The sequence below is a fragment of the Streptomyces sp. NPDC111656 genome (assembly GCF_055656965.1).
The window spans coordinates 260,911-286,425 of sequence record NZ_JBVKCA010000012.1; the positions used below are offsets into that span (position 1 = coordinate 260,911).

The following is a 25,515-nucleotide window of genomic DNA, read 5'->3' on the forward strand; positions in this document are numbered from 1 at the left end:
GCGAAGGAAGACTTGCTCACGATGGGACCGCCTGTGTTGGTCAAGGAGAGGTGCTCGCTGGGGGACTGGGGTGTTGAACTGGGCATGTTTGGGGTGGTTGTCGTCGACGCGTGTTCCCCGAGGAGCCGATAAGTATGCGTGTCGAATTGCCGTTCGATCTGGTGAGGGGCGTCGGCCGCTGCGATGCCATGTCAAGGTGTGAACGCCTGGTCGGACGCTGGGTCACCCTCCATCCGACGGTGGACGGGACGCCTTCGGGCAACGGGATGGCCGATGGACTGTGACATGCACGGGGACCCGTGCCCCGTACCGAATTCATTCGACCGTTTCACGGTATTCGTACAGACGTACGCCAATGCTCCCGCGCCTGCGGTGCGCGGCAGGCGCGGGAGTGTTCGGCCGGGCACTCAGCGCGAGGTGAGTTTCCACAGATGGTCGGCGGTGCTGTTGTCGTCCCACTGGAGGACCTGGGCGCCGGAGGAGGTGCTCATGTCGGTGACGCCGAGCAGGAGGCCGCTGTTGTAGTTGGCGATCTTGTAGTAGCCGTTGTCGGCGGGGATCGGTTGCCAGAGGTGGTCGGCGGTGCCGTTGTCGCCCCAGATCAGGGCCGTACCTCCGGCGGCGGTGCTCATGCCGTTGACGCCGAGCAGTAGACCACTGGCCTGGTTCACGATCTTGTAGAGGCCCGAGCCCGCCGTCACCAGCGTCCAGTTCTGGTCGGTGCCGGTGGTCGAGGTGGCCTGGACGACGGCGGTGCCCTGTGCGGTGCCCGCGCTCTGTGTGTCCAGCGCGAGCCCGCTGTTCTTGTTGGTGATCTGATAGCGCCCGGCGAGCGAGGCGGACGTCCCGCTGGGCGTGACGACCAGGTGGTAGCCGTCGGACGCGTTCATCGCGACGGGCACGGTGATGGAGCCGTTGCCGACCGGATAGTCGCTCTCGGAGATGGTGTACGGGGCGGAGACGGCCGTGGTGCGGCCCTTGGACGGGGTGTACTCCAGCTTGACGTGGACCGTGCCGCCGAAGGCGGACAGGGAGCCGAGTCCGTTGACGGTGACGGCCGTCGAACCGGTGCCTCCGCCGAAGATCACGCTGATCTGCCGGCCGTCACCGGTGAGGGAGGCGGCGCCGTCGATGCCGGTCTGCGCCGGGGGAGTCGTGGTGAGCATTTTCCCGGACATGTCGCCGTACCACTTGTAGAGCCAGTAGGAGCCGTTGGGTGATCCGCCGGTGTCGGTGAGGGTGTCGCCGAGGGTTCCGTAGTGGTTCCAGAAGGCGAGTTCCGCGTCGTGGACGCCCGCCCGCTCGAACTTGGCGACGTAGCCGACGAGGGCGCCCGGTATCCCCATCTCGCTCGGTGTCGCGTACTCCTCGATGGAGATCGGCCGCGGGCTGAGGCCGAGGCCGCTCTCCAGGGAGCGGTAGGCGGAGACGTGCGCGGCGATGTCCTTGCTGCCCTGGAGTTCGTGCCAGGCGATGACGTCAGGGACGGTGCCACTGGCCTTGGCGTCGGTGAGGAACTGACTCATCCAGCTCTGGTTCCACGCCGAGTAGCTGGGGCCCTGCAGGGGAGTGGTGGCGTCCTTGGCGCGTACCTCCTTGTACGTGCGTGCCCAACCCGCGTCGAAGGCACCGGCGTTGGTGGTGTCCCAGGTCCAGTCGGGCTCGTTCCACAGCTCGTACGCGCTGATGTTCCCGGCGCCGGAGGACTTGACCGAGGCGACCTGGGTGTCGACGGCGGACAGCCAGTCGTTCCAGCTCACCCACTTGTAGGGGAAGTCGGGGTACCAGTCGGGCATCCGGACGACGACCTTCGCACCGGCCCTGACGGCCTTGGGGGCGACGACCAGGGAGTCTCCGGCGGGGCGTGGCTCACCGTTGGGCAACTGGTGGCCGCCGGGTGCCATCTGGACGAAGGTGTTCGGCTTCAGCGGCTGGACGAGGCTGTCGGCCGGGGTGCTCGCGTCGGCGAGACCGTAGAGGCTGCCCGTGGCGACATGGGTGACGGACCGCAGGGGCTGGGCGGCGTTGACGACCAGGGTCGTGGACGCGGTGGGGGCCGCCTGGGCGGGCGGGCCGGTGAGGACGGTCGCGGCGGCGGCCAGGGCCGTCGCCAGGACGGCGGCGGCCGTGCGGTCGAACGGCCTTCTGGGCGTGCGTGGTCGAGATCTCGCAACAGGCATGGGTGGCGGCTCTCCTGACGGATGAGGAGGTGGATGGGGTGGCTGACGTCCCGGTCAGTCCTTGACCGCGCCCGCGGTGACCCCGGCGGCCACGTACCGCTGCGCGAGGACGAGCAGGACGGCGGCGGGTACGGACGCGACGACGGCGGTGGCCATGATCGCGTTCCATTCCTGGTTGTTGTTGCCGATGTAGCGGTAGATGCCGAGGGTGATCGGGCGAAGATCGCCGCCGCCGTCGAGGGTGTTGGCGAAGACGAAGTCGGACCAGGCCCACAGGAAGCTGAACAGCGAGACGGTGACCACGGCGTTGCGGCTCACCGGCAGGACGACGGACCAGAAGGTGCGCCAGGTACCCGCCCCGTCGATGCGTGCGGCGGCGGTGAGCTCGTCGGGGATGCCCGACATGAACGCCGTGAAGATCATGACGCCGAAGGGCACGGCGATGGTGGAGTCCGCGATGATCAGGCCCCACCAGGAGTTCAGCAGGCCGAGGTTGAGGAAGATCCCGTAGAACCCCATCGCCATGACGATGCCGGGGATCATCTGGGCGACGAGGAGGGCGAGGCCCATGAGGCCGCCGCCGCGGGGGCGGAGTTTCGCCAGTGAGTAGCCGGCCGGTGCGGCGAGGACGAGGGTGGCGGCGACCGTGCCGAGGCCGATCAGCAGACTGGTGCCGAGGTAGGGCATCTGGTCGTGCAGCACGGCCCGGTAGCCCTCGAACGTGGGGTGCAGCGGGAACAGGTCGGGCGGGGACTTGCGCATGTCCTGCTGCGGGGTGAGGGACACGTTCAGCATCCAGTACACCGGGAACAGCATGAGCGCGGTGAGCAGGAGTCCGACGGCGGTGTAACGGCGGGAACTCGCGGGGGACTTCACGCTTCCTGCCTCCTCTGGACGCGGATGTACAGCAGGCCGAAGACGAGGGCGATGAGGATGAGGATGTTGCCCACGGCGGCACCGGGGCCGAAGTGCGGGAGCAGGGTGCCGAACGCGAGCTGGTACGACCAGGTCGCCAGCGTCGACGAGGAGTCGCCGGGACCTCCCTTGGTCATGATCCAGATCAGGTCGAACACCTTGAGCGTGTAGACCAGTCCGAGCAGCAGCGTGATCGCGGAGACCGGCCGCAGGAGAGGGAAGGTGATGCGCCGGAACTGCTGCCGGCCGCTCGCCCCGTCCAACGAGGCGGCCTCGTACAGCTCCCCGGGGATGTTCTGCAGACCGCTGTAGAGGATGACGAGGTTGAAGGGGATGCCGATCCAGACGTTGGCGATGGCGACCGAGGCGAGCGCCCAGTGCGGCGAGGTCAGCCAGTCGACGGGCGGGACGCCGACGAGGTGGAGGGCGTAATTGACCACGCCCGACTCGCTGTTCAGCATCCAGGACCAGGTCGACGCCGACACGATCAGCGGCAGCAGCCACGGGATGAGGAACAGCGCCCGCAGCGTGGTGGAGAGACGGAAGTGCCGGTTGAAGAAGACCGCGAGCGCCAGCCCGGCCGCGTACTGGAGCGCGATCGACACGAAGGTGAACACCAGCGTGTTGCGCAGCGCGGGCCCGAAGGTCGGGTCGTCCAGCACCTGGGAGAAGTTGTCCCAGCCCGAGAACGGCGCGTCGCCCGCCACGAACGAGCGGACCGTGTAGTCACGCAGGCTCAGATCGAGGTTGCGGTAGAGCGGATAGAGATAGAAGGCGGCGAGGTAGGCCACGAGCGGGGCGAGGAAGCCCAGCGCGGTCAGCCGGTCCCTGCCGCGCCGACGGCGTGGCGGCACGTCACGCCGGTCGGCGCCGCCCGCCGCTCCGGACACGGCCGGGGACCGCTTGGGACGGCGGTCGACTCGGGCGATGGTCATGCGAACTCCTGGATGCGGGTGGCGATGTCCGGGACGCGGCCTGCGGTGCCGCGCGCTGTCTGCCCGTGCTCCGGCCGGCCTCGTCAGCCCTTGCTCTTGCCGGCCGCCGTCTGGGCGGCGTCGAGAGCAGCCTCGGGGCTCTTGCCACCGGACAGGGCCGCCTGTACGGCCGTCCACATCGGCTGCGAGATGGTGGGGTACTTCGTGCCGAGACCACCGCTGGTACGGCCACGCGCGGCGGCCACGGCCGCCACCCACGGCTTGAGCTTCGGGTTCGCCTCGACCTGCCGGGCCTGGACCGCCGCGGTGGGTGCGACGTACGTCAGGGCGGTGTCGCTGGCCAGCAGACTCTCCGAGCTGGTCAGACAGGTGACGATCTTCTTGCTGATGTCGTAGCGCGCGGTGTCCTGCTGCACGGGTACGGTGACGAACTCGCCGCCGGTCGGAACCGGCGCCGAACCGCCGTTCTGCGCGGGGATGCTGACGACCCCGTACGGGAATCCGGCCTTCTCCGCGTTGGCGAGCTGCCAGGTGCCGTTCTCCGCGAAGGCGTAGTCGCCGGTGGCGAACTCCTGCCAGCTGGTGGTCTGGGTGTTGTTCAGGACGTCCTTGGGCGCGAGACCCTCGTCGACCCACTGCTTCCACAGCGAGAGCGCGGCCGCGCTCTTCGGCGAGTCGAGGTGGGTGAGGTCGCCGCCCGCGCCCCAGAACCACGGCAGGAACTGGAAGCTGCCCTCCTCCGTGCCGATCGCCGAGAAGGTGATGCCCTTCTTCCCGCCCGACTTGACCTTCTTCAGGGCGGCCGTGAGCGACGCCCAGTCCTTGATGGAGGCGGGGTCGACGTGGGCGGCCGTCAGGATCTTCTTGTTGTAGTAGAGGGCGAGCGTGTTGGCGCCGATCGGTACACCGTAAGAAGCGCCGTCGATGGTGCCCGCGCCGATGATGTTCTTCTGGATCGCGGACGTGTCCAGACCGAGGTCGTTGGTCTTGTTGAGGATCCCCGCCTCGACCAGTGTGGAGACGACCGGGTTGTCCACGAGCATCACGTCGGGCGCGTCGCCCTGCTGGGCGGCCAGCAGCGCCTTGTTGCCCAGGTCGGTGGTGTCGTAGCCGGTGCGCTTGATCTTGACGCCCGCCGAGGTACCGCACTGGGCGACGCGCTTGCCCCAGTCCGAGGAGGCGTCGAACTGCGGGTACGGGTCCCAGAAGGCGTACGTCGCCGACTTGCCGGTGGAGTCGGAGGAACCCGAACCGCCGCCCCCGCAGGCCGTGACGGAGGCGAGGGTGCAGACGGCGACACAGGCGGCGAGGAGAGTTCTGCGGGTGTTTCGCATTGCGGTGACCTCGTTGTCATGAGTGGTCGTGCGCGGTGACGGGGTGACGGGGTGTGCGCGGATGCCGGGAGGAGGCCGTGGAGGTCGGCAGGCGTCAAGAGGTGGGCAGCCAGACGCGCATGCTGCCGTCCTGCCGGTTGGCCCAGGCGTAGTAGGGGATCGCGGTGAGCTCGACGGACTCGCCCGAGGGCGCGATGGCCGGGTCGGCGTCGGGGGACCGGTAGGGCCACCAGCCGGTGTCCGGGACCGCGCGGCGACGGCCCGTGGCGACGACGGTGGTGACACCGCCGAGCAGATCGGGCCGCTGCCGCACGGCGAGCGGCCGCGCGGTGTCGATGACGACGTCGTCCAGACCGCCCCCGGGGTGGTCCACCTGCTCCAGGCAGTACACGAGCGGGCCCCGCTCGATCGCCACACAGCCGCGGACCGCGTCCACCCGCGGGTCGGCCGCGGTGAGGCGGGGCTCCAGACCGAGTTCGACGACGACCCGGTCGCCCGGCGCCCAGATGCGCTCCAGGCGCAGCCAGCCGTCGGTGACGGGGGCGTCGGCCTGGTCGTACGTCCGGTCGCCGCACCGCACGCGGTACTCGTGGCACCACTGCGGGATGCGCAGAGACAGTGTCCAGGGCCGCTCCCGCGGGGTCTCCTCGACGGTCAGGGACACCGCGCCGTGCCAGGGGTAGTCGGTCTCGGCGGACACGGTGACGGGCGTGCCGGCGAGGTCACCGCGGTAGCGGCCGGTGACGTACTGGTGGATCTGCAGGCCCTGCCCCTCGGCGTCGGTCGAGGCGAGGTAGTGCTCGAGTCCGGCCAGCATCCGCATCACGTTCGGAGGGCAGCAGGCGCAGCGGAACCAGCGGGTACGGCGGGCCGACTGGTCGCCACCGGGGTCCGTGTGGCCGTCACGGACCTGGAGCGGATTGACGTACAGCCAGCTTTCGCCGTCCAGCGAGACACCGGCGAGGAACCCGTTGTAGAGGGTACGTTCGATCAGGTCGCTGTAGCGGGCCTCGCCGGTGAGCAGAGCCATGCGCCAGCTCCACTGGATCGAGGCGATGGCGGCACAGGTCTCGCAGTAGGCGCGCTCGTTGGGCAGCTCGAACGGGTCGCCGAAGTCCTCCTCGTCGTGGTGCGCACCGAGGCCACCGGTCAGATGGGTCTTGGTCGTGGTCATCGCCCGCCACAACCGCTCGGCGGCGGAGCGCAGTTCGGCGTCGCCCGTCTCGGTGGCCACGTCCGTCGCACCGGCCAGCAGATACAACTGGCGCACGGCGTGCCCCTCTACGGTGACCGCCTCGCGCAACGGCACGCGGTCCTGGCAGTACGCCTCGCCGCCGAGCAGGCCGTGGCCGTAACGGTCGACGAAGTAGCCGGCGAGCTCCAGATAGCGTCGCTCGCCGGTCTCCCGGTACAGCTCGACCAGGGCGGTCTCCACCTCCGGATGGCCGTCGACGCCGTCGATCGGCCTGCCGCTGCCGGGAAGGCCGAAGACGGAGTCGAGGTGGTCGGCGAACCGTCGTGCCACGACGAGGAGTTCGTCGCGACCGGTCGCACGGTGGTGGGCCACCGCCGCCTGGATCAGATGGCCCGCGCAGTACAGCTCGTGCCCCCAGCGCAGGTCCTGGTAGCGCTCACCGTTCATGCGGACCTGGAACCAGGTGTTGAGGTAGCCGTCGGACTGCTGGGCGTCGGCGACCAGGGCGATGATCCGCTCGACTTCGGCGGCGAGTTGGCGCAGGTCGGAGCTGCTCTCCTCGCCGTCGGCCGACGGCCCGCTGCGGGCGAGCTGCCAGGAGGCGGCCTCCAGCCACTTGTAGATGTCGGTGTCGACGAAGGGATAACTGCCCCGGAACTCGCCCTCGGTCGTGCCGGCCGCCAGGCGCAGGTTGTGCAGGTTTCCCGCGGACTCCAGCAGAGCGGGGCCCTGCGGGATCGAGGTGTGCGCGTTGACCTCGCGGCGGGCGTGCCAGAAGCCGGTGCGCACCTCCGCGGCGGCGGGGCGCAGCGCGACGGGGGCGTCCGGGCCGAGCCGGACCGGGCCCACGGGGGCAGCGCCCTGTCCGGTGGAAGCCGAGACGTCGGTGGGGGAGGGCAGGGCGGAGTCTGTGCGGGGCATGGTTCTCCGAGAGGGGTGGAGGCGGGAGGGGCCGGGCTGCGGGGCAGGGAGCGACGGCCCCCGTGCTCGAGCGTCGGGAGGTTCTCGGAACTCGTTTGAGCAATCGTTTTTCCTGCCGAGAAGTAGAGGGCAGCGGGGTAGGCGGGTCAAGAGTCGCGACAAGAGATTTTTCTGTTGCCCGGTGGCTGGCACTCACCCCCGGGAGGCTGCGACGATGGACGGGTCGTTGCCGCCCAGGAAAAGGTTTGCTCGTGACCGTTGCTCCAGGTTCCCGCTCCGCCGGCCCGGCGAAGCTCGCCGACGTCGCCGCGCTCGCGGGCGTCAGTGTGGGTACGGCGTCGAAGGCGCTGAACGGCGGCGGGCGGATGCGTCCCGAGACCCGCCAGCGGGTCCTTGAAGCCGTCGACGCACTCGGGTTCCGGCCGAACCAGCACGCGCAGAGCCTGCACACCGGGCGGAGCTGGACGGTCGGGCTGATGACGACCGACGGCATCGGCCGCTTCAGCACCCCCGTGCTGCTCGGCGCCGAGGACGCGCTCGGAGCCGGCAAGATCTCCGTCCTGCTGTGCGACACCCGCGGCGACGCGATCCGGGAACAGCACCACCTGCGCAATCTGATGGACCGCCGGGTGGACGGCATCATCGTCACCGGCCGCCGTACGGATCCCCGTCCGCCCCTGGACGGCATCGAGGCCGTCCCCATCGTCTACGCGCTCTCGCCGTCCACCGACCCGGCCGACACCTCGGTGGTCTCCGACGACCGGGGCGGGGCCGTACTGGCCGTCGAACACCTGTTGGCCGCGGGCCGCACGCGCATCGCTCACATCACCGGCCCGGAACACCACGCGGCCGCCCGCGACCGGGCCCGGCACGCGGTCGAGCACCTGGAGCGGGCTTCCCTCGGACTCTCGACGGGTCGGGTGCACCACGGGGAGTGGAGCGAGGCGTGGGGGCGCCGCGCCGCCGACGCGGTCCTGCGCACGGCACCGGACACGGACGCCTTCTTCTGTGGCAACGACCAGATCGCCCGGGGCGTGGCGGACGCGCTGCGCGAGCGGGGCGTCGACGTGCCCGGTGACATCGCGGTCGTCGGCTACGACAACTGGGACACCATGGCCCTGGCCAGCAGGCCGCCCCTCACGACGATCGACATGGACCTCACCGAGATCGGCCGGATCGCCGCCCTGCGGCTCCTCGAAGCCATCGACGCCGACCCGGCACCGGGGGTGCACACCGTCCCGTGCCGACTGATCGTCCGCGAGTCCAGCTGAAGCGGTCCGGGGCCAGGGGGTTGGAGGGGGGACGGTGGAGGAACCGGAGTTCAGCGTGATGCTGACCGGGACCGGCGGCCGGAGGATGGACGTCGTCCAGGTGGTTCGGTCGATCACCGGTCTGAGCGCGTGGCGGAGCCCGCGGCTGCTGGAATCCGTCCCGGTCGTGGTCGTCGAGGACACTGGGTTCAGGGTGGCCGTGGACGCTGTGGAACGTCCGAAGGCCGTCGGCGCCGACGCGAGCCTGCTGTGCGGGTGGTGCGAGCGCGCGATGGTTCCCGGAACGGGGCCGGTGGACTCGGGACCGTGCGCGTCCCCTTTTTGGCCTTCGGTGGAGTGCCCGGCCGGCCGTCCGAGGCGCTGACCGGGGCCGAGTGGGGGACCCCGTCCGAGCGGCCGGTGCCGTCGGAGGGGTTCAGCGCGGGGCGGTGGCGGTGTCGCGGAGGCCGTCGAGCAGGAGCGGGGTGACGTCCGCGCGGATCGCGCCGGTCGCGACCGTGGCGGTCACGAGCCGACCGATCGTCTCGATCATGGAGGCACGGGCCCGGGCGAACACCGGCGATCCGAGGTCCCTGACCGCCTTCAGGGCGACGGCCGTGCTCCAGCTCGTCGCGGAGTGCTCCACCAGTTGCTGGACAAGCGCGCGGAGCGCCTGCTCAGGGGGGAGGGTCTCCAGAAGGTGCGGCGCCGCGTCGCACAGGTCACAGGCGGGCCGGGTCGCCCGCGGCGCCCCGCACGAGACGGGCGCGGCCGGCGACGCCGCACGTGTCCGCCGCCATCCTGTCCCCGTGAGCTGATCCCACAGTCGGCCGGGCGCAGCGTCAGTCATTCGCGGCAGCTCAGTGAGTGCTGCCCTCATCGCCACCCTCGGCGTGAGCGAGCGGTCTCCCGAACGTCGCGTTCCAGCGTCCGGCACGACCGCTGAACTCGGTGGCGGTCAGCGGCGGTACGTCGATCCGCCAGAACGCCGACTCCGGTGCCCCGAGGGCCCGAACGGCCGCGGCTCGTACGATTTCCGGCTCCACCACGGCGACGGTCCGGCCGGAGAACCGCGCGGCCTCGTCCAGCCAGGCCGCGACCCGCTCGCACAACTGGTGCACCGACTCGCCGCCGTGCGGTGCGGCGGTCGGGTCCGTCAGCCAGAGGGCGACGGCGTCCGGGGCGTCGGCGCTGACGTCGGCCAGCGTACGGCCCCGCCAACCACCCACGTCGAGCCCGGCCGGCGCGGTTTCGACGGCGCCGTCGAACCCCAATGCCGCCGCGGTCTCGCGGCATCGCGGAGTGGGGGACACGAGCACCCGCTGTGCTGTCGGAAGGGAGCCCGCGGCCGATCGCGCCCGCGCGGCGCCGGTGGCGTCGAGCGGGCATCCGTCGTCGAAGCGCGCCTCCCGCAGCGCCGCACTGATCGCGGGGGAGATCATCATCACTCGGCTCGTCATTCGCCCACCCTCATGTCCGACTTCCCTGTCCGCCCGGGCCGGTGAGACTCCGGACCACCGGGTGTGTCGTGGAGGGCGGCGAGGTGCTCGAGCAGCAGGCCCTCGCGGGTGGACCAGGGGCAGACCTCGACCGCCTTGGCCTCGCAGGCCTCCATGAGCGCCTCGGCCACCAGGGCTCCGGCCAGGGACTGCTCGGCGCGGTGCCGGGAGATGCCGGGGAGCTTGGCGCGGCGCGCCGGATTCGCGGCGGCCAGTACCGGGACGGAGGCATGCAACTGGGACAGGGCCAGCTTCCGTTGCGAGCGGTGCGCCTTGCCCCGGGCGGCGGCGAGCCGGGCGAGCTGCTCGAAGGTCTTGGAGCAGGCCAGCACGCGGGTGCCCGGTTCCGCCCGCGGCAGATCGGGGACGGCTTCCAGCTTTCGACGCAGATACCGACGGATCTCGGTGAGACCCTGTTTGGACGGGGCGATGCCGCCGGGCAGCCAGTCCCGGGTGATTCTGCGGGCGCCCAGGGGCAGGGAGTGGACGCTGTGCGGCTGGTCTTTGGTGCCCGAGGCGATCTCCACGGTGCCGCCGCCGACGTCCAGGACCAGCAGCCGGCCGGCCGCCGGGCCGACCCACTGGCGGGCGGCCACGTAGGCAAGCCGCGCTTCCTCTTCGCCGTCCAGCACGCTCAGTCGGGTGCCGGTTCTGCGTGCCACGCGCCTGATGACCTCGTCACGGTTGGGCGCGTCGCGGATGACGGAGGTGGCGAACGCGAACATGTCGGTGCCGCGCAGTCGGGGGTCGGAGGCGATCGCCTGGGCGACGGCGCGCTCGACGCTCTCCACCCCGGCGTCGTCGAGTCGACCCTTGCGGTCGAGCGTCTCGTGCAGTCGAAGCCGCACCTTGTGGGAGAATACCGGCTCCATCACATGGCCCGGCCGCGACTGCACCACCGTGAGCAGAGCGCTGTGGCACCCGACGTCGAGTACACCGGCCTGCCGCATCCCATCGCCTCCCCTGGTCTCGTTTCCTCCATGTCGGAACGGATCGACTGCGTCTCCCCGTCGTCCGACGGCCCCGTCACCGACGCGCCGGGACTTCTGGTCCACTGCGTGCACGTTCCCTCACCAACCGTGTACCCTACGTCCCGCTCGAATGGGACGGAGCCACGGTCTACGCGAACGCGGAGGGAGGACCGACGGCCTCACGCCTTCTGCCGGGCATCGATCTCGCTGATCAGGTTCTCGACACGGGCCTTGATCTCGTCCCGGATGGGGCGCACGGACTCCACACCCTTGCCTGCCGGGTCCTCCAGGGCCCAGTCGAGGTACTTCTTGCCGGGGAAGACCGGGCAGGCGTCGCCGCAGCCCATGGTGATCACGTAGTCGGACGCCTGGACGGCCTCGGTGGTGAGGATCTTCGGCTTGGCTTCGGCGATGTCGACGCCGACCTCCCGCATGGCCTCGACCGCGGCCGGGTTGACCTGCTCGCCCGGGATCGAGCCGGCCGAGCGGACCTCGATCCGATCACCCGCGAGCCGCGAAAGGAAACCGGCCGCCATCTGTGAACGCCCGGCGTTGTGCACACAGACGAACAGCACGGAGGCGAGCGGAGTGGCAGACATCGGTACTTCTTTCGCGGTCAACGGGTCGTGCGGGGGTGAGTGTCGGCCCAACGGGCGTGAACCCTGATCGGCGTCGGCCGGAACTCGTATCAGCCTCAGGTGATGTGACAGTATCAGTCCATGCTGACGTCAGCCGATGCTGATCTGATGAAGGTCCTGGCCGACCCGCTCAGGCTCCGGATCGTGACCCTCCTCGCCCGGGAGACGCTCTGCACCACGCACCTGATCGAGGAGACGGGCGCCAAGCAGACCAACCTCTCCAACCACCTGAAGGTGCTGCGCGAGTCCGGGATCGTGGAGACGGAGCCGTGCGGCCGGTTCGTCTACTACCGGCTCAGGCCCGAGGCCCTCGCCGCCCTCGCCAGTCGATTCGCCGACTTCGCCGCAACCGCGCGCACCACCGTCGAGAACAACACCAAGCGGTCCTGCCCCTGACCTGCCGTCAGGGTCTTTCCCCCGTTCTCTTCCCCGGTTGCGGGGCGGTGAACGGACACGGGGTCAGGCCTCCTGGGACGCGCCGGCCAGCGCCTGGGGGTCGACGGCGTCCTCGCCGTACAGGTCCTGCACCCAGTTGGTCTGGTAGATGGTCTGCAGATACCGCTCGCCCAGATCCGGGGCGATGGCCACCGCGGTCAACTCCCGCCCCTCGTGCCGGGCCAGCCAGTCCATCGCGCCGCTGACCACGGTGCCGGTGGACCCTCCGAACAGAAACCCGCGCCTGGCCAGCCGGTGACAGGCCCGGATGGTGTCGGGCTCCGCCACGCGCACCACGTCGTCCACATAGGACTCGTCCAGCATCGGCGGGCGTCTGCTCGCGCCCAGGCCGGGAATCATCCGCCGACCGGCGTCGCCCCCGAACGTCACGGAGCCCACGCTGTCCACGGCCACGATGCGCACCGGGCGGTCCCACTCGCGGAAGTAGCGCGCGCAGCCCATCAGGGTCCCGGTGGTGCCGGCCCCGACGAACAGGACGTCCAGGTCCGGGAACTGCCGGGCGATGGCCGGCGCGGTCCTGCGGTAGTGGGCCATGCCGTTATTGGGGTTGGTGTACTGGTTGAGCCACACATAGCGGTCCTCGGAGGCGCACAGCGCGCGGACGTGGTCGATGCGCGCGCCGAGGAAGCCGCTGACGGGGTCGGGTTCGGTGATGACGTGGACCTGGGCTCCCAGGGCCTCCATCATCAGCCGGGTCGCCAGGTTGCAGCGGGCGTCGGTCACGCACAGGAACTGGTAGCCCTTGGCGGCAGCGATCATGCTCAGGGCCACGCCCAGGTTGCCCGAGGACGACTCGACCAGAACCGAGCCCGGCCTCAGCAGGCCGTCGCGTTCGGCGGCCTCGACCATTTCGGTGGCGGCCTTGAGTTTGATCGAACCGGCGAAATTGAAGCCCTCGCACTTGAGGAACAGCGGGTGCCCGAAGATTCCCTCAAGGTCGACGAAGAGATCGTCCTCGTTGAAGTCCTGGGGGACGGATATGACGGGCATGGTCGTCTCCTTCACTGCGGCGGTGGGATTGTCTTCCGGTCTTCCTGCCGCTGATCCGTCCGGGTGCGGCCCGGAGAGGAATCCCGGAGAGGAATTCGGAGCGGCGAGTCGCGAGTCGCCGGAACGACTCCAGTACGCCCGAATCCAGGCCCCCTGTCATGCCACCGAAATTCGGGACTTGACACGCGCCGTCTTCGTGCATAAGCAGCCGTGACCTGGCCGGGTGGGGCCGTTCAGCGCAATTCCCGGGTGATTTTTCCGCGGATCGAACGGGTCCCTGTGAGGCGTGGTCGTAAGCCCGCGCGACGCGCACGGAAAGCAGCGGATCGAGGGACGACGACGGGCAAAATGGGCGGGCTGCGGGCTATCAAGACCGATGCGCTTCGTCAAGCCCCGAAATGCAGGGGCAGGACACGAACCCCCCGGCCGGGCCTACTGGAGAGGCGCGGACATCACGAATCCGTCCGTACCGACCGACTCTGAACGACACGTCATCGAGGAGCTCACGTGCTAGAGAAATCCGTGGAGGTCTTGACGGCCGAACCGGCTGACATCCCACCCCTCCAGGACGGCGGGGACGCCGGTTCGGCGACCGACACCGAAAGACTTTTGGCCGACGTGCTGGCAGGCGTCGTACGCGTCGAGCAGGTGCCGGTCGACAGTCACTTCTTCAACGACCTGGGTGCCGATTCCCTGGTGATGGCCCAGTTCTGCGCTCGGGTCAGGAAGCGAGGGGACATGCCGGCGGTGTCGATGAAGGACATCTACCGGCACCCCACCATCCGCAGCCTGGCCACCGCGCTCGTCGATGCCGCTCCCGCCCCCACCGCCCCCGTTCCGTCCCCGTCCGCGGAAGCGCCGTCACCGGCGCGGACACCGACCGACGTACGGGCATCGGCCGAGGGGACGGCGCGGGCGGCGGCTCGAACACGGCGCTACATCGTCTGTGGAGTGCTGCAGTTCCTGATCTTCCTGGGCTATTCCTGCCTTGTCGCCCTGGCCGTCGAGGAAGGTCATCAGTGGATCTCCGCGGGATCAGGCCTGTTCGACCTCTACCTGCGGTCCGTCCTGTTCGCCGGCGCGGGCTTCCTCGGCCTGTGCGCCTTTCCGATCGTGGTGAAGTGGACCCTCGTCGGCCGCTGGCGGTCCGGGGAGTTCCCTCTGTGGGGCATGGCCTATCTGCGTTTCTGGGTCGTCAAGACGTTGATCCGCACCAGCCCCGTGCGTCTGTTCGCCGGTTCACCGCTCTACGTGCTCTACCTCAGGGCGCTCGGGGCACGGATCGGCAAGGGCGTCACGATCCTCTCCCACACGATCCCGGTCTGCACCGACCTGCTCACCGTCGGCGAGGGCACGATCATCCGTAAGGACGTGCTGCTGTCCTGCTACCGCGCCCACGCCGGCGTGATCCAGACCGGCCCGGTCACCCTCGGCAGCAACGTGCTCGTCAGTGAGCACACGGTCCTCGACATCGACACCTCGATGGGCGACGGCGCCCAGCTGGGCCACGCCTCCTCCCTGCACACCGGCCAGGCGGTGCCCGCCGGCGAACGCCGACACGGCTCCCCCGCGCAGCCGACCGAGGTGGACTACCGAAGGGTCGCCCCCGCCGACTGCCCCACCGCCAAAAGGACCGCGTACGGCGTTGCACAGCTGCTGAGCCTGCTGACGGTGTACCTGCCGCTGGCGCTGGGCGGCGTGACGGCCCTGCTCACGGGCCTGCCGCAGCTTCAGACGCTGCTGAACCCGCAGCCGATGGCCAGCCCGGCGTTCTACGTCGATGCCCTGATCGCCTCCGTGGTCCTCCTCTTCGGATCCCTGCTCGCCGCCCTCCTCGTCGTGGGCACCGTGCCGCGTCTTCTGAGCCGGGCCCTCAAGCCCGGCAAGGTCTATCCGCTGTACGGCTTCCACTACGGCATTCAGCGGGCGATCGTGGTGATGACCAACAGGAAGTCCCTCAACACCCTCTTCGGCGACAGTTCCGGCATCGTCCACTATCTGCGTTACCTCGGATACGACCTGTCCCGCGTCGAGCAGACCGGGTCGAACTTCGGCACCGAACTGCAGCACGAGAATCCGTATCTGAGCTCGGTCGGCACCGGCACCATGATCGCCGACGGACTGTCCATCATGAACGCCGACTTCTCCAGCACGTCCTTCCGCGTGTCCCGCACGTCGATCGGGCCGCACAACTTCCTCGGCAACCGGATCGCCTACCCCGCGCAGGGCAGGACCGGAGACAACTGCCTGCTCGCGACGAAGGTCATGGTCCCCATCGACGGACCCGTGCGCGAAGGCGTGGGCCTGCTGGGCTCACCCAGTTTCGAGATCCCGCGCACGGTCTTGCGCGACAACCGGTTCAACCACCTCGAGACCGGCGACGAACTGCGCCGTCGCCTGGCCGCCAAGAACAGGCACAACGCGGCGACCGCCGGCCTGTACCTGCTCGCGCGAATGATCCACTTGTTCGTGATCACCCTCATCACGATGGGCGCGGTCGACCTGTACCCCTCGTTCGGCGCACTGGCGATCGCACTGGCCAGTGTCCTCACCCTCACGTACACCGTCGTCCACTTCGCGCTCGTCGAGCGGGCCTCCACCGGATTCAAGCCCCAGAAGCCGCTGTACTGCTCGATCTACGAACCCTCCTTCTGGCACCACGAACGCTTCTGGAAGATGGCCTCGGTCCACTACATCCAGGCCTTCGACGGCACCCCGTTCAAGAACGTGATCTGGCGGCTGCTGGGGGCGCGGATCGGCAAGCGGGTCTTCGACGACGGCTGCTTCTTCCCGGAGCGCACCCTCGTCACCATCGGCGACGACAGCGCGCTGAACGCGGGGACCGTGGTCCAGTGCCACTCGCAGGAGGACGGCGCCTTCAAGTCCGACCGCAGCGCCCTCGGCAACGGCTGCACCCTCGGGGTCGGCGCCTTCGTCCACTACGGCGTGACGATCGCGGACGGCGCCGCGCTGGCCCCCGACTCGTTCCTGATGAAGGGCGAGGAAATCCCCTCGCACGCCGAGTGGGGAGGCAACCCTGCCCGGGAAATGCCGGACCACAAGACCCAGGTCGAGGCCGGCAAGGAACCCCACGCCACCCAGGCCGCCCCGGCTCGCGGCCTCTGACACCGCGCGCCGCCGACAAGCAGAGGAGAGATCCGATGACAACGCATGTGAGTTCCAGTCGGACCGGCCGCGCATACTGGCGCGGCGTACTGACAGCCGGCGGCTTCACCCCCGCCCCACGCTGGACCCTCAAGCCCGTGCCCGGCGTGGGGGAGTACGAGACACCGGTCCCCGACGACACCGTGACCGGGCTGCGCCGACTGGCGGCCGAGCTGGCGGTACCACTGCCCTCGCTCCTGCTGACCGCGCACGCCAAGGTGCTCGCGGCAGTGTCCGGAGAGCGGGAGATCACCACTGGCTACGTCGCCCGGGGCGGCAGCCCGCTCCTGTGCCGGCTCACCACCGCACCCGCCTCATGGCGCGAGCTGCTGCACCACACCCACCAGGTCGCCACCGAACTGTCGGCACACCAGGACGTCCCGGCCGAGGACATCGAGGCACTGAAGAGCGAACTGGGCCTGACCGGGCCGCTGTTCGAGACCGTCCTCGACCTCACCGAGACCGTCCTTGATCCCGCCGAGGCCGTCTGCGACCCTGCCGCGATCGACGGAGCCCTCACCGAGGGCACCGCACTGCGGGTGGGCGTCCGTCACCACGACGGGCGGCTCGTACTGCGGCTGCGCTACCGCACCGACGCGCTCGACGCCGACAGCGCCGCCCGTATCGCCGGCTACCACCTGACCGCGCTCGCGCTGATCACCGCCGACCCCGATGCCGAGCACACACGCCAGAGCCTGCTGTCCGCCGAGGAATTGCGGTTCCAGCTCGACCAACTGGCCGGGCCGGACCGGGAACTGCCCGACGCGCGGATGCACGAGCTGTTCGAGGACCGGGTGCGGAGGCATCCGGACGCCGTCGCCGCCGTCCACGCCGACCGGCAGTGGACGTACGCGGAACTCAACGCCCGGGCCAACCGGCTCGCCCGCGCCCTGGTAGCCCGTGGACTCGCCCGTGAGGGCGTGGTCGCGGTGGTGACCGAACGCAATCTGGACTGGCTGGCCGCCGTCATCGCGGTCTTCAAGGCCGGAGGCGCCTACCTCCCCATCGAGCCGCACTTCCCGGCCGCACGCATCGCCGCCACCCTCTCCCGCGCCGCATGCGCGCTGGTGCTGACCGAACCCGGCAGCACCACCACCCTCGACCAGGCCCTCGACTCCCTTCCCGGAACCGAGCGGCTCCTCGTCGACACGGCCTACGCGGAAGACCACCCCGACGGTGATCTCGGCTTCCCGGTCACGCCCGACCAACTCGCCTACATTTACTTCACCTCCGGCTCCACCGGTGCGCCCAAGGGCGCGATGTGCGAGCACGCGGGCATGCTCAACCACCTCTACGCCAAGATCGACGACCTCCAGGTCGGCGAGGGACACGTGGTCGCCCAGACCGCGCCCCAGTGCTTCGACATCTCCCTGTGGCAGTTGGTCTGCGCCCTGCTGGTCGGCGGGCGGACCCTGCTGGTCGCACAGGACGTCATCCTGGACGTACCCCGCTTCCTCGACACCCTCACCGACGGCGAGGTCACTGTCCTCCAGGTCGTGCCCTCCTACCTCGAAGCCGTCGTGACGGAGCTCGAACAGCGCCCCCGCCCGTTGCCCGACCTGCGGTACGTGTCGGTCACCGGCGAGGCGCTGAAGAAGGAACTCGCCGAGCGCTGGTTCGCCGTCCAGCCCGGGATCAAACTGGTCAACGCCTACGGGCTGACCGAGACCTCGGACGACACCAACCACGACGTCATGGACCGGGCGCCGGACCGCATCCTGCTCGGCCGCGCGGTCAACAACGTGCGCGTCTACGTCGTCGACGAACACCTCACCCCGGTGCCGCTCGGCGCCCCGGGCGTGATCGCGTTCTCCGGGGTCTGCGTCGGCCGCGGTTACATCAACGACCCCGAACTCACCCGGGCCTCCTACCTGGTCGATCCGCACCGCGAAGGCACACGGCTCTACCTCGGCGGCGACCACGGCCGCTGGCACCCTTCGGGAAAGCTGGAGTTCCTCGGCCGCCGCGACGCCCAGGTCAAGATCCGCGGGTTCCGGATCGAGATCGGCGAGATCGAGAACACCCTGCTCCGTCTCCCCGGTGTCCGCGACGGCGCGGTCGTGACGGTCGAACGCGCCGACCGGAGCAAGCACCTGGTCGCCTACTACTCCGGCCCGAAGCCCCTGGACACGGGGACGATCACCGACCGGCTCGCCGAGTCGCTGCCCGAGTACATGGTCCCGTCGGCCTTCCACTGGCGCGAAAGCCTGCCGCTGACCGCCAACAGCAAGATCGACAAGAAGGCCCTGGCGGCACTCGCCGAAGAACCCGCCACCACCGACGACGAGCACCAGCCGCCGGCCACCCCGACCGAGCGGCGCCTGGCGGCCGCCTGGGCGAAGGTCCTCGGCGTCCCGCAGGAACGGATCGGACGCCGCGACCACTTCTTCGACCGCGGCGGCACCTCCCTCTCGGCGGTGAAGCTCGCCATCACCCTGGACCGCGCCGTGTCCCTCAAGGACGTCACCGCACACCCGGTCCTCACCGACCTCGCCGCTCTGGTCGACCACGGACCCCAACGCCACACGACCCCGCCACCGACCTCCGCCTGACCGACGTCGAACCGACATCGAAAGGAACAGCGCCATGCCGTACGCGACCCCGGCGCCCCTCCTCGAGGTGGACCCGCACCCCGGCAGACTCGAGCCCGAGATCCACACCGCGGCCGGGTGGCCGCCGACCGGCGAGGTGAGCGCCGTATGACCACCGTCCGTTCCCTCGCACTGGAGCCCGTCATGTCCCAGCCGCACCTCGTGCCGACCTTCGCAGTGATCTCCGGCGCCCAGGTCCAGCACGCCCTTCAGGACCGGGAGAAGCAGATCGTGGACCTCGTCGAGGCCACCTATCACCTGCACGCCGCCGGAGAGTCGGTCAACCCCCCGTCCTACTTCCTGCGCTTCCCCGACCGACCAACCGCCCGGATCATCGCGCTGCCCGCCTCGATCGGCGGACCGGCGCCGGTCGACGGCATCAAATGGATCTCCAGCTTCCCCGACAACGTCCAGGCCGGCATCCCCAGGGCCTCCGCCGTCCTGATCCTCAACGACCACGACACCGGCTACCCCTTCGCCTGCCTGGAAAGCTCCATCATCAGTGCCACCAGAACCGCCGCGTCGGCGGCGCTGGCGGCCGACCACCTCACCCGCAACCGGCTGCGCCCCACCCGCATCGGGTTCTTCGGTACAGGCCTGATCGCCCGCTACATCCACACCTTCCTGACCGCCCTGGGATGGTCCTTCGAGGAGACCGGCGTCTACGACCTGTCCGGCGACAGCGCCGCCGGTTTCCGCGACCACGTCCAACAGAACGACGCCGCGGGACAGGTCACCGTGCACGAGAGTGCCGAGGCGGTCATCCGCTCCAGCGACCTCGTCGTCTTCGCCACCATCGCGGGCGAGCCGCACATCGGCGACCCGGCCTGGTTCGACCACAACCCCCTGGTGCTGCATGTGTCCCTGCGCGACCTCGCACCCGAGATCATCCTCGCCTCGGCGAACATCGTCGACGACGTCGACCACTGCCTCAAGGCCGACACGTCCCCCCATCTGGCCGAGCAGCTCACCGGCAACCGCGACTTCCTGCACGGAACACTCGCCGACGTCATGACCGGCCGAGTGACACCACCCACCGACCGACCCCTGGTGTTCTCACCCTTCGGACTGGGTGTGCTCGACCTCGCCGTCGGCACCTACGTCTACAACGAGACGGCCCGCTCCGGGCATCTCCACGTCATCGAGGACTTCTTCCACGACCTGCGCCGACACGGCTGACAGGCAGAGCTCGCTTCGCAGGGAAATGAGACATATGTTCTCGTCGGCGAGAGGTGTGCTCTCAGGGTGCGACGAGATCGGCCCACCGGGTGATCCCGCCGGAGTGGACACGTATGCCGTGCCGAGCCGCCAGCGCGTGGACGATTTCCTGGCCCCGGCCGTGCTCGTCCGGATCGATTCCGGGGGGCGACTGGCCGGCAGGAAGCGCGGATCCCGCGTCGGTGACCTCGACGCGCAGCGTGCTGAGCCCCTCGGCCCGTACCCAGGACAGCCGCAGCTCCGCCGGGGGCAGGGCGTGGACGATCGCGTTGGTGAGCAGCTCCGAGACCACCAGGAGGCAGTCCTCGGCGATCTCGCAGGACACGTTCCAGTCGGCGAGGACCGCCTTCACCCGCCGGCGTGCGGCCGAGACGACCTCGGCGGCGTGGGGCAGCGGACCGACGTGTTCGACCGCCTCCCGAAGCATCGTATTGAGCTCTGCCGCCATGTCTTCTCCTCCGGAGCGCTGTCGGCGGGTCGCCGAGCCTCAGCGCGCGTTTGCCGGGCCTCAGTGAACGGTAGGAAGCGAAGTGGGGCCGGTCAATGAACGGCGGTCGCCATTACCGAACGCTCACCTTCACCCGGTGGTGAACCGGTGGTGGCCTGCACGTAAAGCGAACCCTCCGTGGCGGTACTAGGCTCGCCTCATGGCCGGCCCAGTCCAGTCGATCGAACGGGCGGCGGCGATTTTGCGTCTGCTCGCTGGTGGGCCCCGTCGACTCGGGCTCGGCGAGGTGGCGGCCTCGCTCGGGCTGGCGAAAGGCACGGCGCACGGCATTCTCCGTACCCTCCAGCACGTGGATTTCGTGGAGCAGGATGCGTCGACGGGAAAGTACCAGCTCGGCGCGGCGCTGCTGCACCTCGGCACGAGCTACCTCGACATCAATGAGCTGCGATCGCGCTCCATCAACTGGGCCGATGCCCTGGCCGCCCGGAGTGGGGAAGCGGTCCGCCTGGGCACCCCCTTCGAGGGCCAGGTCCTCGTTGTCCACCACGTGTTCCGGCCGGACGACACCCTCCAGACCCTGGACGTGGGTTCACTGCTGCCTCTGCACGCCTCCTCGCTGGGCAAGGTGCTGCTGGCGTACGGGACCGCGTCCCTCGAGTCGGCTTCGGAAGCCGGGCTGGAGGCCTACACCCGGCACACCCTGGTCGTACCGGAGAAGCTCACCCGGGCGCTCGCCGGGGTCCGGGAGGTCGGCTGGGCCGCGGAGATCCAGGAAATGAGCATGGGGGAAGCCGGTATCGCTTCGCCGATCCGGGGGCACGGCGGCCTCGTCGTGGGTGCCGTCGGCCTCTCCGGCCCGGTCGAGAGGATCTGCGACAACCACGGTCGTCCCCGGCCGAACCTGATCACCCTGCTCCGCGAGGCCGCACGGGCGATCTCCAGAGATCTGGGAGCAGCACGCTAGGAGAACCCCGCCTCCTCGACACATCGGAAGGCAGACCGGATCATGGTTGAACGGTATGTGATGTCCATCGATCAGGGCACCAACTCCACCCGATGCATTCTGTTCGACCACCACGGGCGGCTGGTGTCGGTCGTCCAGCGGGAGCATCAGCAGCACTTCCCCAAGCCCGGCTGGGTCGAGCACGACGCCGTCGAGATCTGGCGCAATCTGCGGCGCATCATGCCCGAGACGCTCTCCGACGCAGGTGTCGGCGCGGGAGAGGTCGCCGCCATCGGTATCGCCAATCAGCGCGAGACGACGGTGCTGTGGGACCGGCGGACGGGTGCGCCGCTGGGCAGGGCGATCGTCTGGCAGGACACGCGTACGGCACCGCTCGTCGAGGACCTGAGAAACCGGCCCGGGGACGAGTTCTTTCTCGAGCGTTGCGGTCTGCCTCCCTCGACCTATTTCTCGGCACCGCGGATCCGCTGGCTGTTCGACCATGTGAACGGACTGGATCAACGCGCCAAGGACGGCGAGGTGCTGTTCGGCACGATGGAGACCTGGCTGATCTGGAACCTCACCGGGGGCGCGGACGGGGGCCTGCACATCACCGACGCCACCAACGCCAGTCGCACCATGCTGATGAACATCCGCGCCCTCACCTGGGACGAGGAGCTGCTGGAGTTCTTCGGGGTTCCCCGCCCCATGCTGCCCGAGATCCGGTCCTCGGCCGAGGGCTACGGGGATGCCCGCTCGGTCCTCCCGGGTGTCCGCATCACGGCAGCCCTCGGTGATCAGCAGGCCGCCCTGTTCGGCCAGACCTGCTTCACACCGGGTGAGGCGAAATGCACGTACGGAACGGGCAGCTTTCTGCTGCTCAACACCGGTACCGATCTCGTGCGGTCCCGGCACGGACTCCTCACGACCGTCGCCTACAAGATCGGGGACCAGCCCCCGGTCTATGCCCTGGAGGGATCGATAGCCGTCACCGGCTCGCTGGTCCAGTGGTTCCGTGACCGTCTGGGACTGATCAACAGCGCGCCGGAGATCGAGACGCTCGCGCGGACGGTCGAGGACAACGGCGGTTGCTACATCGTCCCCGCGTTCTCGGGTCTCTTCGCACCGCACTGGCGCAGCGACGCACGCGGTGTCATCGTCGGCCTCACCTCCTACATCACCAAGGGACACCTGGCCCGGGCCGTCCTGGAGGCCACCGGCTGGCAGACGCGCGAGGTCGTCGACGCCATGAACGCCGACTCCTCGGTCGCGCTGAAGGAGCTCAAGGTGGACGGCGGCATGACAGCGGACAACCTGCTCATGCAGTTCGTGGCCGATGTGCTCGATGTGCCCGTGGTGCGGCCCATGGTCGCCGAGACGGTCTCCCTCGGCGCCGCCTACGCCGCGGGGCTCGCCGCCGGCTACTGGCCGGACCTGGAAGTGCTGCGCCGCAACTGGCACCGGGCCGCCCAGTGGCTGCCGGACATGGACCCCGCGCGGCGGGACCTGGAATACGACAACTGGCAGCGCGCCGTCGAGCGGTCGCTGGGGTGGATCAGACCGCCGAGGCCCAGGTGATTCCCTGGCGACGTCGACCGCGCGCCGGAGTGCCCGTCAGTGGGCGGCCGGGAACGGCGCAACGCCGCGCCGCCCGTACCCGCGGCGTGCGGGTACGGGCGGCGCGGCGTGTGCGGCCCAGGGGTGTTGTTACACGGAGCCGCGCCGGATGCGGCGCAGGAGCACCAGGCCCGCGATCACGAGAACGCCTCCGGCCGCGGCCGGCCAGAGGTTCGTGCCGGTGTCGGCCAGATCGCCGGTGACCGCCTGCGGTTCGGTCTGCGACTGCGACTGCGACTGCGAACCTGCCTGCGGCGTGTCCTGTGCCGTCGCCTGCGTGGACGGGGCGTCCGCGCCCGCGGCCGGCGTCTGCGCGCGGTGGGTCGCTTCGCTGCCCTGGTGCTCGGGCGCGCCACCCTGCGGCGCGGCGGCCGTGTCGCTCGCCGCGGCCGAGGTCGACGTGTCCGCCTTGGGTACGACGACAGTGTCGCCGGTGCCGGTGCCGGTGCCGGTGGTCTGGCCGCCGCGCGTCGGTTCGGTGGTGCCGGGCGTACTGGCCGGAGGCTGCGTGGTCTGTGCCTCCGTGGGGGTCGCGGAGGCTGTTGCGTCGTCGCCGCCGGACGAGGCGTCAGGACTCGGGGACGGCTCGTCCTGCGAAGGCTCGCCCGTGCCGGCACTGCCACCGCCGCCACCAGCACCGTCATTGCTGCCGTCACCGCCGCCGGCCCCTCCACCAGCACCGTCGCCGCACTGTCGGCCGGCGTTGATGCAGTCCACCATCTCCCGCATGAGGGATGCGTCGAAGACGTTGATGAAGTCGTCGTGGTCGGTGATCGCCTTGTGCACCTGCTCCGGGAACCCGTCCACGGCGTACGGGTTCTTCACCTGGCCGTTCTCGAGGGTCGGCGCGGGAACGTCGTAGATCAGGCGCATCGTCAGCTGCGGGATCGCCTTGAAGCCGCCCGCGCAGTTGCCGTTGGCGTCGGCGAAGGCGACGTGCGTGCGGTGGTTGGCGCTGTCGATGTTCTGACCGTCCCAGCAGCTCTGGAAGGCGAACGACCGCACCACGCTGCTGCCCTGGGGACAGATCGGGTACTTGTCCGTCAGCTGCACCTTGTCCTCGAAGCCGGTGCAACTCCAGTGGGCGTTGGCGTTCGCGGGGCCGTTGGTGAACGCCTTCGCGTCGCCCGTGATGATGCGCAGGAACGTCGGCATCTCGACGACCTTGCTCTGCGGGTTGCCGATGAACTCGATCTGCGCCTGCTTCGCCTGCAGGACCTTCCCGACGTTGCCCTCCAGACCGCCACCGTTCTTGTCGGCGTCGAACTCCTGCGTACCGTCCTGCACTCGGAGCACCGGCCAGTAGTACGTGGACTTGTCGCCCTGGTTCTGGCACGTGGTCTCGGCGTTGGCGAGATCGTCGTTCGTGGCGAACGCGTCGTTCGACTGGTTGCCGACGTAGTCGTGCAGGTGATGGGCGCCGTTGGTGACACCGGGGGCGACGATCACGTTGTCGGTGTTGAATTTCTTGTTGGCGTTCACACCGCACGAGCTGGTGAACGTGCCGGTCGAGGCGTTGTCGCCGTTGCCCGGCTTCTGCGGCACGTTCGGCTGGAGCGTCGTGATGTCCACGAAGTCCGCTGCGACGGGGCCGCTGACGGCGCCGGCGCCCTGCTGGCCGCCGCCCTGTTGCCCGCCGTTGTCGTTCTGCTGCTGGCCGTCGCCGTTCTGGCCACCGGCGTTGTTCTGGGTCTGGTCCGCGGGGACCGCGGTGCAGGTGGCCAGATCGTCGATCGAGTTCGGGGCTTCGGCGCCCGCGTTCTTGAAGTCGGTCTTGATGCGGTCGATGACCGCGCCCCGCTTCTCCTTCAGCGGACCGAGGATCGCGTTCTGGAGGAAGTCCGCGTCCTGCGCCTTGGCCTGCTGCTCCGAGGTCATGCGTGCGTACGCCTCGGAGACCTGCTGGTCGAGAAGGGCGAGTTCCTTGTCGACCTCCGCCCTCGCCTGCTGTGGCACCTCGGCGAGCTTGCTGCCCACGTCCGGACAGTCGATCGTGGCGGCACCCGATGCCCAGGTCTGGTTGTTCGGGTTCGCCTGACCGGCCGAGCCGCTCTCGGTCGCAGAAGCGTAGACATTGACCGCTACCAGCCCTCCTCCGCCCAGTATCAGTGCGGCTGCGGCAAAAGTTGCACGCTGTGCCCCCATGGGGCGTCTGCGCGTGTTGCGTCTCACGTGTGTACTCCTACGTCCCGTGGCAGGCGAGGCATGGAAATCCCCCGTTCCATACGCAGGCGAGCACGGTAGCGTTC

At 69.6% G+C, this 25,515-nt stretch carries 20 protein-coding genes; 8 read left to right on the forward strand and 12 right to left on the reverse strand.

The window, feature by feature from the left end:
• Positions 1-407: 407 nt before the first annotated feature.
• The 5 genes from ACZ7M3_RS31920 to ACZ7M3_RS31940 all read right to left on the reverse strand — a co-directional run bounded on the left by ACZ7M3_RS31920 (position 408) and on the right by ACZ7M3_RS31940 (position 7,480).
• A complete protein-coding gene (locus tag ACZ7M3_RS31920) occupies positions 408-2,180 on the reverse strand; it encodes an RICIN domain-containing protein (RefSeq protein ID WP_472067698.1) in 1,773 nt (590 codons plus the stop codon).
• Between the two features lie 54 nt (positions 2,181-2,234).
• On the reverse strand, positions 2,235-2,996 hold the full coding sequence (locus ACZ7M3_RS31925) for a carbohydrate ABC transporter permease (protein WP_351302104.1): 762 nt from the start codon (positions 2,994-2,996) through the stop codon (positions 2,235-2,237).
• 56 nt (positions 2,997-3,052) lie between these two features.
• Positions 3,053-4,030 (reverse strand): carbohydrate ABC transporter permease, encoded by a 978-nt coding sequence (locus ACZ7M3_RS31930; RefSeq protein WP_472067700.1) that lies wholly within the window; start codon positions 4,028-4,030, stop codon positions 3,053-3,055.
• Between the two features lie 83 nt (positions 4,031-4,113).
• A complete protein-coding gene (locus ACZ7M3_RS31935) occupies positions 4,114-5,364 on the reverse strand; it encodes a sugar ABC transporter substrate-binding protein (protein WP_472067702.1) in 1,251 nt (416 codons plus the stop codon).
• Positions 5,365-5,458: 94 nt separating this feature from the next.
• Entirely contained in the window at positions 5,459-7,480 is a 2,022-nt protein-coding gene (locus ACZ7M3_RS31940; RefSeq protein ID WP_472067704.1) for a glycoside hydrolase family 127 protein, read from the reverse strand.
• Between the two features lie 251 nt (positions 7,481-7,731).
• Here ACZ7M3_RS31940 and ACZ7M3_RS31945 point away from each other — a divergent pair, with 251 nt between their 5' ends.
• Positions 7,732-8,751: a LacI family DNA-binding transcriptional regulator gene (locus tag ACZ7M3_RS31945; RefSeq protein WP_472067705.1), complete on the forward strand. Its 1,020-nt coding sequence runs from the start codon at positions 7,732-7,734 to the stop codon at positions 8,749-8,751.
• 58 nt (positions 8,752-8,809) lie between these two features.
• The gene (locus tag ACZ7M3_RS31950; RefSeq protein ID WP_472067787.1) at positions 8,810-9,115 is read left to right on the forward strand and encodes a ribosomal protein L7/L12; all 306 of its coding nucleotides are present in this window, start codon (positions 8,810-8,812) and stop codon (positions 9,113-9,115) included.
• Between the two features lie 51 nt (positions 9,116-9,166).
• Here ACZ7M3_RS31950 and ACZ7M3_RS31955 read toward each other — a convergent pair whose 3' ends face one another.
• The 4 genes from ACZ7M3_RS31955 to ACZ7M3_RS31970 all read right to left on the reverse strand — a co-directional run bounded on the left by ACZ7M3_RS31955 (position 9,167) and on the right by ACZ7M3_RS31970 (position 11,799).
• Positions 9,167-9,580, reverse strand: coding sequence for a hypothetical protein (locus tag ACZ7M3_RS31955; RefSeq protein ID WP_472067707.1), 414 nt, complete (start codon positions 9,578-9,580; stop codon positions 9,167-9,169).
• A gap of 10 nt (positions 9,581-9,590) precedes the next feature.
• Complete coding sequence (locus ACZ7M3_RS31960; protein ID WP_472067709.1) at positions 9,591-10,190, reverse strand: histidine phosphatase family protein; 600 nt, start codon at positions 10,188-10,190, stop codon at positions 9,591-9,593.
• A complete protein-coding gene (locus ACZ7M3_RS31965; protein ID WP_472067711.1) occupies positions 10,187-11,179 on the reverse strand; it encodes a Ppx/GppA phosphatase family protein in 993 nt (330 codons plus the stop codon). The genes ACZ7M3_RS31960 and ACZ7M3_RS31965 overlap by 4 nt, the downstream gene beginning before the upstream one ends.
• Before the next feature lie 200 nt (positions 11,180-11,379).
• Entirely contained in the window at positions 11,380-11,799 is a 420-nt protein-coding gene (locus ACZ7M3_RS31970) for an arsenate reductase ArsC (protein ID WP_472067713.1), read from the reverse strand.
• Between the two features lie 120 nt (positions 11,800-11,919).
• Between ACZ7M3_RS31970 and ACZ7M3_RS31975 the strand changes: the two genes are divergently transcribed.
• Positions 11,920-12,234: an ArsR/SmtB family transcription factor gene (locus ACZ7M3_RS31975; RefSeq protein WP_472067715.1), complete on the forward strand. Its 315-nt coding sequence runs from the start codon at positions 11,920-11,922 to the stop codon at positions 12,232-12,234.
• A 63-nt stretch (positions 12,235-12,297) separates the two neighbouring features.
• On the opposite strand, the gene sbnA is transcribed toward ACZ7M3_RS31975, so the two are convergent.
• On the reverse strand, positions 12,298-13,284 hold the full coding sequence (gene sbnA, locus ACZ7M3_RS31980) for a 2,3-diaminopropionate biosynthesis protein SbnA (protein WP_472067717.1): 987 nt from the start codon (positions 13,282-13,284) through the stop codon (positions 12,298-12,300).
• Between the two features lie 507 nt (positions 13,285-13,791).
• Between sbnA and ACZ7M3_RS31985 the strand changes: the two genes are divergently transcribed.
• The 3 genes from ACZ7M3_RS31985 (at position 13,792) to sbnB (ending at position 20,219) form a co-directional block, all read left to right on the forward strand.
• On the forward strand, positions 13,792-16,410 hold the full coding sequence (locus tag ACZ7M3_RS31985) for a Pls/PosA family non-ribosomal peptide synthetase (protein WP_472067719.1): 2,619 nt from the start codon (positions 13,792-13,794) through the stop codon (positions 16,408-16,410).
• A 35-nt stretch (positions 16,411-16,445) separates the two neighbouring features.
• On the forward strand, positions 16,446-19,001 hold the full coding sequence (locus ACZ7M3_RS31990) for a non-ribosomal peptide synthetase (RefSeq protein ID WP_472067720.1): 2,556 nt from the start codon (positions 16,446-16,448) through the stop codon (positions 18,999-19,001).
• A 147-nt stretch (positions 19,002-19,148) separates the two neighbouring features.
• The gene (gene sbnB, locus ACZ7M3_RS31995) at positions 19,149-20,219 is read left to right on the forward strand and encodes a 2,3-diaminopropionate biosynthesis protein SbnB (RefSeq protein ID WP_472067722.1); all 1,071 of its coding nucleotides are present in this window, start codon (positions 19,149-19,151) and stop codon (positions 20,217-20,219) included.
• Between the two features lie 61 nt (positions 20,220-20,280).
• On the opposite strand, the gene ACZ7M3_RS32000 is transcribed toward sbnB, so the two are convergent.
• Positions 20,281-20,706 carry an ATP-binding protein gene (locus ACZ7M3_RS32000; protein WP_472067724.1) on the reverse strand — a complete coding sequence of 142 codons (426 nt, stop codon included), beginning with the start codon at positions 20,704-20,706 and terminating at the stop codon, positions 20,281-20,283.
• 199 nt (positions 20,707-20,905) lie between these two features.
• Here ACZ7M3_RS32000 and ACZ7M3_RS32005 point away from each other — a divergent pair, with 199 nt between their 5' ends.
• Both ACZ7M3_RS32005 and glpK read left to right on the forward strand, forming a co-directional pair.
• Positions 20,906-21,670, forward strand: coding sequence for an IclR family transcriptional regulator (locus ACZ7M3_RS32005; RefSeq protein WP_472067726.1), 765 nt, complete (start codon positions 20,906-20,908; stop codon positions 21,668-21,670).
• A gap of 42 nt (positions 21,671-21,712) precedes the next feature.
• Positions 21,713-23,227: a glycerol kinase GlpK gene (gene glpK, locus ACZ7M3_RS32010; protein ID WP_472067728.1), complete on the forward strand. Its 1,515-nt coding sequence runs from the start codon at positions 21,713-21,715 to the stop codon at positions 23,225-23,227.
• A gap of 129 nt (positions 23,228-23,356) precedes the next feature.
• On the opposite strand, the gene ACZ7M3_RS32015 is transcribed toward glpK, so the two are convergent.
• Positions 23,357-25,411, reverse strand: a complete 2,055-nt coding sequence (locus tag ACZ7M3_RS32015; RefSeq protein ID WP_472067789.1) for a DUF1996 domain-containing protein — start codon at positions 25,409-25,411, stop codon at positions 23,357-23,359.
• Positions 25,412-25,515 lie beyond the last annotated feature (104 nt).

Coding starts and splice junctions, on each gene's coding strand:
- ACZ7M3_RS31920 (WP_472067698.1), bottom strand. CDS start 2,180: ATGCCTGTTGCGAGATCTCGACCACGCACGCCCAGAAGGCCGTTCGAC.
- ACZ7M3_RS31925 (WP_351302104.1), bottom strand. CDS start 2,996: ATGCTGTTCCCGGTGTACTGGATGCTGAACGTGTCCCTCACCCCGCAG.
- ACZ7M3_RS31930 (WP_472067700.1), bottom strand. CDS start 4,030: ATGACCATCGCCCGAGTCGACCGCCGTCCCAAGCGGTCCCCGGCCGTG.
- ACZ7M3_RS31935 (WP_472067702.1), bottom strand. CDS start 5,364: ATGCGAAACACCCGCAGAACTCTCCTCGCCGCCTGTGTCGCCGTCTGC.
- ACZ7M3_RS31940 (WP_472067704.1), bottom strand. CDS start 7,480: ATGCCCCGCACAGACTCCGCCCTGCCCTCCCCCACCGACGTCTCGGCT.
- ACZ7M3_RS31950 (WP_472067787.1), top strand. CDS start 8,810: ATGCTGACCGGGACCGGCGGCCGGAGGATGGACGTCGTCCAGGTGGTT.
- ACZ7M3_RS31955 (WP_472067707.1), bottom strand. CDS start 9,580: ATGACTGACGCTGCGCCCGGCCGACTGTGGGATCAGCTCACGGGGACA.
- ACZ7M3_RS31960 (WP_472067709.1), bottom strand. CDS start 10,190: ATGACGAGCCGAGTGATGATGATCTCCCCCGCGATCAGTGCGGCGCTG.
- ACZ7M3_RS31965 (WP_472067711.1), bottom strand. CDS start 11,179: ATGCGGCAGGCCGGTGTACTCGACGTCGGGTGCCACAGCGCTCTGCTC.
- ACZ7M3_RS31970 (WP_472067713.1), bottom strand. CDS start 11,799: ATGTCTGCCACTCCGCTCGCCTCCGTGCTGTTCGTCTGTGTGCACAAC.
- ACZ7M3_RS31975 (WP_472067715.1), top strand. CDS start 11,920: ATGCTGACGTCAGCCGATGCTGATCTGATGAAGGTCCTGGCCGACCCG.
- sbnA (WP_472067717.1), bottom strand. CDS start 13,284: ATGCCCGTCATATCCGTCCCCCAGGACTTCAACGAGGACGATCTCTTC.
- ACZ7M3_RS31990 (WP_472067720.1), top strand. CDS start 16,446: ATGACAACGCATGTGAGTTCCAGTCGGACCGGCCGCGCATACTGGCGC.
- sbnB (WP_472067722.1), top strand. CDS start 19,149: ATGACCACCGTCCGTTCCCTCGCACTGGAGCCCGTCATGTCCCAGCCG.
- ACZ7M3_RS32000 (WP_472067724.1), bottom strand. CDS start 20,706: ATGGCGGCAGAGCTCAATACGATGCTTCGGGAGGCGGTCGAACACGTC.
- ACZ7M3_RS32005 (WP_472067726.1), top strand. CDS start 20,906: ATGGCCGGCCCAGTCCAGTCGATCGAACGGGCGGCGGCGATTTTGCGT.
- glpK (WP_472067728.1), top strand. CDS start 21,713: ATGGTTGAACGGTATGTGATGTCCATCGATCAGGGCACCAACTCCACC.
- ACZ7M3_RS32015 (WP_472067789.1), bottom strand. CDS start 25,411: ATGGGGGCACAGCGTGCAACTTTTGCCGCAGCCGCACTGATACTGGGC.